At 35.5% G+C, this 1,780-nt stretch carries 1 protein-coding gene and 1 pseudogene; one reads left to right on the forward strand and one right to left on the reverse strand.

The window, feature by feature from the left end:
* Positions 1 to 142: 142 nt before the first annotated feature.
* On the forward strand, positions 143 to 910 hold the full coding sequence (locus tag WBY99_RS04670; protein ID WP_423975173.1) for a T9SS type A sorting domain-containing protein: 768 nt from the start codon (positions 143 to 145) through the stop codon (positions 908 to 910).
* 71 nt (positions 911 to 981) lie between these two features.
* On the opposite strand, the pseudogene WBY99_RS04675 reads toward WBY99_RS04670, so the two are convergent.
* Positions 982 to 1,780: pseudogene (locus WBY99_RS04675) on the reverse strand (aminopeptidase); the annotation flags it as partial.

Consider the following 1,780-nt stretch of genomic DNA (forward strand, 5'->3'; position numbering starts at 1 on the left):
GATGAAATAGAAGTTACAAGATTTACTGGTTTTTAATGAAAGCCTAAATTATTGTTAAAATAATAAACCTTTGTTTCGGTCTCAAAAAAAAGCGTAAATTAGCAATCCAATTTTTAACAAGAAAAAATTAAAATTTTATATTATGAAAAAATTCTTTACTATTTTAAGCGTTGCGACTGTATCACTGATATCAGCTCAAAACTTATTAACAAATCCAGGATTTGAAAGTGGATTCACGCCGTGGGCTGCAGGAACAGGAGCTGGATATACCGCTCCAACAATTGCTACAACAGGTGCTCATACAGGGACTAACAGTGCTATGTATGCCCCTGCTGCTACTACAGGGTTTTTCCAAAATGTGTCGGTTACTGAGGGCAAAACTTACGTTATTACTTTCTGGTACAAAGCAAGCAGTGCGTCTGCAGCAAGATTGTGGAGTATTTATAAAACTGCTGCGGGTGCTCCTGTTTATACAACTGCCGATGCTACTACAGATTTATTTAGAACGCTAAACAAGTATTTGCCTGCAGCGGCTGAGTGGACAAAATATACAGTAGAAATGCCTGCTGGAACTGGTGCTACAAATCTTGATGTCGCAGTTAGAGCTTATGGCGGACAAACTTCATATTTCGATGATTTTGAAGCAATGGACAAGGCTTCGATGGCGGTTACCGATGTAACTTCTTTTGATAAGCAAATTAAAATGAATACCAGTGTAGGTAATGAATTAACAGTAATTCTTCCTGCAAGAGCAACGGTGAACATTTACACTACTGATGGGAAATTAGTAAGTTCAAACAGAGTAAACAGCGGTGAATCAATCAATACTTCTTCTTTAACGAAAGGAATGTATATTGTAACTGTTGATAACGGATCTGCAAAAGTGAGCAGAAAAGTGATCAAAAACTAATCATTCTTTTTTAGAAATAATGAAAGCCACTTCTCAGAAGTGGCTTTTTTGTTTTTTTTTGACAAATAAAATTAAAACCAACCTCTTCGAAAATATCCCGTAATCGCATTAAAGTTTAAAACCAGAGTAAATCTAATTCTTTGTCCGTAATCTTTAAAGCCTGGTTCAAAACCTAAAGAACTTTGGATCGGGAAATACACTTCTAGAAAATCTGGAATCACCTTTACTTTAACCCCGGAATCCCAAATGAAATCTGCACTCTTATTTTTGTTTTTATAAACACCTGCATCCGCATAAACATTGAACCAACGCCATACATGAGAATCCACATTCACAGACGTGATCCACTGGTTTGCCGAGTTTCCTAAGTAAGATTTAAAACCACCTTCTGCAATAATTAATTGCTGAGAAAGAATTCCCGATAGCGCACTCTGTCCTAAAAGTCCGTAAGAAAATGAGTAGTTAGAAACTCTGGAAATTCCGTAATTGAAAAGCGAGTTTTTGGTTTTGTTCGTAAGAAAATAGCCGCCAAAAAATCGCAAACTCAATTTCTTGTCTTTCGCATATTCCCAACGATAAAATGCTTCACCCGAAATTTTCTGAAAATCCTCCATCCATTGTAAGTTTCCGCTAAGATATTTTTCATGAATCATCCTGCGATCAGAATAGCTGTAATTTAAATTCCAGAGATTGTATTTTGCGTAATCAATCTGGTTGTTTGGTTTCAAATCCTTTTCTAAATAACTGTAAGAAAAACCCAAATTTCTGCCAATATCGCTTCTTGGATTTTTAGAAAAATTCATATTCATTCCCACTGAAAATTTCTGATATGTTAAATCATAATCATAATGAAAATGAGAAGCAGAAACC

Origin of the sequence: Kaistella sp. (genome assembly GCF_049588135.1) — a bacterium.
Classification (GTDB): Bacteria; Bacteroidota; Bacteroidia; order Flavobacteriales; family Weeksellaceae; genus Kaistella.

Coding starts and splice junctions, on each gene's coding strand:
- WBY99_RS04670 (WP_423975173.1), top strand. CDS start 143: ATGAAAAAATTCTTTACTATTTTAAGCGTTGCGACTGTATCACTGATA.